This is a genomic window from Paenibacillus fonticola DSM 21315 (assembly GCF_000381905.1).
In the GTDB taxonomy this organism is placed as follows: Bacteria; Bacillota; Bacilli; order Paenibacillales; family Paenibacillaceae; genus Fontibacillus; species Fontibacillus fonticola.
Genome location: NZ_KB907276.1, coordinates 59,649 through 65,648, shown reverse-complemented (window position 1 = coordinate 65,648; position 6,000 = coordinate 59,649). Strand labels below are relative to the sequence as shown.

The 6,000-nt window shown below is 48.0% G+C and carries 4 protein-coding genes and 2 rRNA genes; all 6 read left to right on the top strand.

Features of this window, described 5'->3' with window-relative positions; genetic code table 11:
• A 23S ribosomal RNA gene (locus G358_RS0124935) occupies window positions 1–220 on the top strand; the annotation flags it as partial.
• Window positions 221–432: 212 nt separating this feature from the next.
• Window positions 433–549, top strand: a 5S ribosomal RNA gene (rrf, locus tag G358_RS0124925).
• Window positions 550–951: 402 nt separating this feature from the next.
• Complete coding sequence (locus G358_RS31925; protein WP_019639989.1) at window positions 952–2,004, top strand: RNA polymerase sigma factor; 1,053 nt, start codon at window positions 952–954, stop codon at window positions 2,002–2,004.
• Between the two features lie 49 nt (window positions 2,005–2,053).
• A complete protein-coding gene (gene clpP / locus G358_RS0124910; protein ID WP_019639988.1) occupies window positions 2,054–2,641 on the top strand; it encodes an ATP-dependent Clp endopeptidase proteolytic subunit ClpP in 588 nt (195 codons plus the stop codon).
• Between the two features lie 321 nt (window positions 2,642–2,962).
• A complete protein-coding gene (gene guaB, locus G358_RS0124905) occupies window positions 2,963–4,420 on the top strand; it encodes an IMP dehydrogenase (RefSeq protein WP_019639987.1) in 1,458 nt (485 codons plus the stop codon).
• Between the two features lie 130 nt (window positions 4,421–4,550).
• Window positions 4,551–5,960, top strand: coding sequence for a D-alanyl-D-alanine carboxypeptidase family protein (locus tag G358_RS0124900; protein ID WP_019639986.1), 1,410 nt, complete (start codon window positions 4,551–4,553; stop codon window positions 5,958–5,960).
• Window positions 5,961–6,000: the final 40 nt, after the last annotated feature.

Sequence of the window (6,000 nt, the reverse complement as noted above, 5' to 3'; positions counted from 1 at the left end):
TGGACGCACCGCTGGTGTACCAGTTGTTCCGCCAGGAGCATAGCTGGGTAGCTACGTGCGGATGGGATAAACGCTGAAAGCATCTAAGCGTGAAGCCCTCCTCAAGATGAGATTTCCCAATTAGTAAGACCCCTTGAAGACGACGAGGTTGATAGGCCTGAGGTGGAAGTGCAGCAATGTATGGAGCTGACAGGTACTAATCGGTCGAGGGCTTATCCAAATACTACCCACCAAAGTGACGAGAAGCTGACGAAGCTTAGTCCGATTACTTTGGCGGGGCCCGGAAGAGATGAAGGGCAAACGCAAATGAAGTTTCGTATCCAGTTTTCAGGTGATCAAACCTGGAATGAAGATTTTAAGCTGCAAGTCTTTTCTGAGGTCTGATATTTTGCTGTAGCAAAGACAGGCCGTGGAAGCAGCGCAAAAATCATGTTTGGTGGCAATGGCGGAGGGGTTCCACACGTACCCATCTCGAACACGACCGTTAAGCCCTCCAGCGCCGATGGTACTTGGACCGCAGGGTCCTGGGAGAGTAGGACGTCGCCAAGCAATCTGAAGAAGCACTGCTGATCTTTGAATCGGCAGTGCTTCTTTGTATTATTCTTGTGTTACTCAAGACTTTTTTAGGGCTGCACTATTTCTACGGACAGGAGATTCGCTATTTACCTGTTTTTTCGCGAAATCGGCAAGCTAACGGACTCAGAGGGCGCTATTTAATGGAAATATCCATCGAGCCCGTCGATTTTACACCAATAAGGCCTGCTGTGTCCGTTAGGTCCAGAAAAGGCAGTAATTTTGCGATATAGCGGAACGAGTGTCCGTAAGAGGGAAGCCAAATGAATAAACGAAAATATTTTATAATTATAATATCGACCGTATCGATTCGTGCGTTTTTGTCGTTTATATAAGTAAATAAGAAAAATCTAAGCGCGTAGGGAGGTGTGAAGGGGAATGAGCAGTAATTACGTAGAAGGTACAGTAGTGGGGCATCCATTTAACTCTCCGTCGAAAACGAAGTTCGTGCCGCATAACAAACATATGGAACAATCGAAGCTAGATCAGCAATCAAGATTCATTCTGCCATCCAAGCCACACCAACAATCCAAGCCACACCAACGATCTAAATCCGACCAACAATCCAAGTCACCCAAACAATCCAGGCCATATCAGCGGATTAACTTGCATCAGCAGGCGGAGCAGCGCCAGAAACCTAAGCCCATGGGTGCAGATCATCCATTAGCCGCTAGCCTTGAATTGGAGACAAGGTATGACAACTTTATGGAATGGGTTCAGACTTATCAGGGGGCGCTGAGTCAATATTGCCGATCCCTAGTCGGTACATCCTGGGAGGCGGAAGATCTTGTCCAGGAAACGTGGCTGAAGGTTTGGAGAATTTCTCTTGAAAAGAATAGCCATTTCAGCGTCAATAAATCGTACCTATATAGGATTGCTAACCATATATGCATTGATGGGCATCGCAAAAATAGAGTTTTCGCAGAGTCGTATTCGATAGACCAGACAGTTGCCGATGAGCTCCAAGCCGAAGAGGTAGATGTGACCTCACTCTGGATGGCCATGGAAACGATCGTAAACCGCCTCCCTATCCATCAGCGCATTACGCTAATGCTTATGGATGTATTTCGTTACACGGCCGCAGAAACGGCGGAGCTGCTCTCTACGACCGAAGGGGCTGTTAAAGCATTGCTTCATCGCGCTCGTACGAAGCTTAGATCGGTACGAGCGGAAGAGGAGGCAGATCAAGGTTCCCGGCTAGAAAAAAGAAATGACTTAGCACATGCGACTCCGAACAATGAGCAAATCGTGTACGCTTACTTAAAGGCATTCCGTGAACATAATCCGATGGCACTGCTCATGCTCATGAATGAATCCAGCGAGCTCGATCAGATTCAGCCGCCCGTTCTAAAGAAGCATAGGCAGCAAGACGCTCGACATCAGAACGGTTTAAAAGCGGCGTACAGTCAAACGCTCGTATGGGCAGCTTAAAGAAGAACATTCACGATTTAAATATTACTGATCAAGGAGGGTTTGAACAATGAGTACATTTATACCGTACGTGATCGAACAAACGAGCCGTGGAGAACGCTCCTACGATATTTACTCCAGGCTGCTTAAGGATCGAATCGTATTTCTGGGTTCGGCGATTGATGATCAGGTAGCCAACAGCATTAGCGCACAGATGCTCTTGCTTGCAGCTGAGGATCCTGAGAAAGATATCCACTTCTATATAAATAGTCCCGGCGGCTCCACCTCAGCAGGGTTCGCCATCTACGATACGATGCAGTACATCAAACCTGACGTTCAGACGATTTGCTCCGGCATGGCTGCTTCTTTTGCGGCAATTTTACTGTTATCAGGCACTAAAGGAAAGCGGTTCGCCTTGCCGAATAGCGAGGTAATGATTCATCAGCCGCATGGCGGTGTCCAAGGGCAAGCCAGCGATATCGAAATTAGCGCTAAACGGATTCTCCGTACTCGGGAGAGATTAAACGCGATTGCCGCCGAGCATACGGGCCAATCCTTGGAGCGCATAGCCAAAGATATGGATCGGGATTACTTCATGTCCGCTGAAGAAGCGATTGAATACGGCGTCATCGATCAGGTGATTTCAAAGGCCAGTTAAGCAGGATACGTAAGGGAGCATTGTCTTTAGACAGTGCTCTTTTTTATATGCGGGGGCAGACGGTTTTCTTAGCCGGAATGATAATAACAGTAAAAGGGGAACAATAAAGCGGGAGAATACCCGAAAAAGTGTAGTGTATTCCTCCTGTGGACACTCGTGTGCCTGTGAAAGTCTGGTGTAATTTCCTTGCGCTTGTCCTTGACAGGCTATATGCCCTTTGCTAAGATGTACAATAATATATTTTCGTAAGTGTCTTTCCGGCCTTGATATATAAGGGAATTCGGTCGACGAGGAATAGAATATAAGGGAGGAAAAACTAAGGTGTGGGAAAGTAAATTTGACAAGGAAGGCTTAACATTTGATGACGTGCTGCTCATCCCTCGTAAATCGGAGGTCCTTCCGAAAGAGGTAAATTTGTCTACGAAGCTCAGCGATAAGGTTAAGCTGAACATGCCGCTCATCAGCGCCGGAATGGATACAGTGACGGAGGCGGCTATGGCGATTGCTATTGCCCGGGAAGGCGGCATCGGCATCATTCATAAGAATATGTCGGTAGAGCAGCAGGCTGAGGAAGTAGATCGGGTTAAGCGCTCGGAGAGCGGCGTTATCACGAATCCATTCTCCCTTACGCCGGATCGACTAGTATCGGACGCAGAGGAACTGATGGGAAAATACCGTATTTCCGGTGTTCCGATCGTAAATGAGGAGCAGAAATTAGTCGGTATTTTGACGAACCGGGATTTGCGCTTCGTTCATGACTACAGCATCAAAATCAGCGAGGTCATGACGCACGAGAACCTGGTAACGGCTCCCGTGGGAACGACGCTTCAAGAAGCAGAAGTCCTTCTGCAGCAGCATAAAATCGAGAAGCTGCCACTGGTGGATGAATCCAATACGCTCAAGGGCTTGATTACGATCAAGGATATCGAGAAAGCGATCCAATTCCCGAACGCGGCGAAAGATGAGCAGGGCAGACTGCTTGTCGGGGCGGCTATCGGCGTATCCTCCGATTCTTTCGTACGGGCGGAGGCTTTGGTTAAGGCAGGCGTCGACGTTATTACGGTTGATTCCGCACACGGGCATCATATTAACATTTTGGACACGGTACGTGAGCTTCGCAAACGGTATCCGGAACTTACAATTATTGCGGGCAACGTAGCAACTGGCGAAGCAACCCGTGATTTAATCGAAGCTGGCGCTTCTGTCGTCAAGGTAGGTATCGGACCAGGTTCGATCTGTACGACGCGTGTCATCGCCGGGATCGGTGTTCCACAAATTACCGCTGTCTACGATTGTGCATCCGTAGCCCGCGAGTACGGCATTCCGATCATTGCTGACGGAGGAATTAAGTATTCTGGAGAAATTACGAAGGCCATCGCTTCTGGAGCGCATGCCGTTATGCTGGGCAGCTTGCTTGCTGGTACGGAAGAAAGCCCTGGAGAATCGGAAATTTACCAGGGCCGGCGCTTTAAAGTATACAGAGGGATGGGCTCCCTCGGAGCAATGAAACAAGGCAGTAAGGACCGCTACTTCCAGGATGATGACAAAAAGCTGGTACCTGAGGGAATCGAAGGCCGCGTGGCCTATAAAGGGCCTTTGTCCGATACGATTCATCAATTGCTGGGCGGATTGCGCTCGGGCATGGGGTACTGCGGAACAGCTACTCTGGACGAGCTTCGCAATGACACGAAATTCGTTCGTATTACGGGGGCAGGGCTTCGTGAGAGCCATCCGCATGATGTGCAAATTACGAAAGAAGCGCCGAACTATTCGTTGTAATATTTTGCCACACCACTACTTTCCATAACAGGCTGGGCGATTTCTGCCCGGCCTGTCTTTTTTTGCGGAATGGGCTGTGATAGAATAGATTAAGCAATTGAACGAGTAAATGAGGGGAGCTTTAAGAGCATTGAAACTGAAACAAAAGAAACCGAGAACGTCGAAACGGCAAATCCTTCGTAAAAGCGTCGCCTCTGTTCTATTACTGAATATGCTGTGTCTATCCATGGTTCCGGCGATTGCGCTTGCCGAAGGACAGCAAACCGAAGCCACATCTACCAAACCGGCATCACAACAGAGCAATTCTAATATTCCATCCGTAGAGTCACTTGAACTTAAAGTAAAGTCTGCCATATTAATGGAGCCGGTATCCGGACAAATTCTGTTGGATATTAACGGGGATACTCCATTACCTCCAGCAAGCATGACCAAAATGATGACAGAATATATTGTTGCAGATCTAGTTAAACAAGGGAAGTTTAGCTGGGATGATGTAGTTACTGTACGCGAGAATGCATCCAAGACGATTGGCTCACGCATATTTCTAGCGCAGGGCGACCAACATACCATTCGAGAGCTGTACATTGCCATGGCTGTTGGCTCCGCTAACGATGCAACAGTGGCCTTGGCCGAGTATGTGGCCGGATCTGAGCAGGCCTTTGTGCAGATGATGAATGATGAGGCCCAGCGCATGGGGATGAAAAATACTTATTTTGCTAACTCCACAGGGTTGGATATCGGAGATATGCCTAAAGATTTTCGTCCGGCAAATGACAAGGAAACGCATATGTCAGCGCGTGATGCGGCTATTTTGGCCAAATATATCGTCACCGATCATCCTGATTTCACGGAATTCACCACCATACAGCAATATAAATTCCGTGAGCGGGATACACAGCCAATGATTAACTGGAACTACATGTTGGAAGCGAATAAAAATGTGACCAACTTTAAGCAGTTTGCTTATGAAGGTCTGGATGGCTTAAAGACAGGGCACACGTCTAGAGCTGGCAGCTGCTTTACGGGGACGGCTGAACGTGATGGGATGCGTCTGATCAGCGTAGTTATGGGAACGCAAGCTACGAAGACGATGAAGGCCGAAGATGTCCGTTTTGTCGAAACTCGTAAGGTGCTTGATTACGGGTTTAACAATTTTGAGACGAAGCAGGTTGTCGCTCCGAAAACGACAGTAGAAGGAACCGAGACAGTGACTGTGAAGAAGGCAAAGAACATAGACGTGCCTGTTGTCACCGATCAAGGGGTTAGTTTTGTTGTGCCTAAGGGCGCCGATATGAGCCGCTTGGAATCAACGGTAACGCTGAATGAAGAGACAGCACTGGTGGCGCCTGTGAAGCAGGGAACGGAAGTCGGTACAGTAACATATTCCTATAAAGCAGCGGACACTGACCAGCCTGTGGAGAAGACGGTGAAGCTGATTACGGCCCAGGATGCGGAGAAGGCGAATTGGTTCAAACTGCTTTTGCGTTCGATTGGCGATTTTTTCAAAGACCTGTTTAACGGAATAAAAAATCTTTTCTAGCAACAGACGATAAATCCCGAGTAAATGGGTTGTATATTTA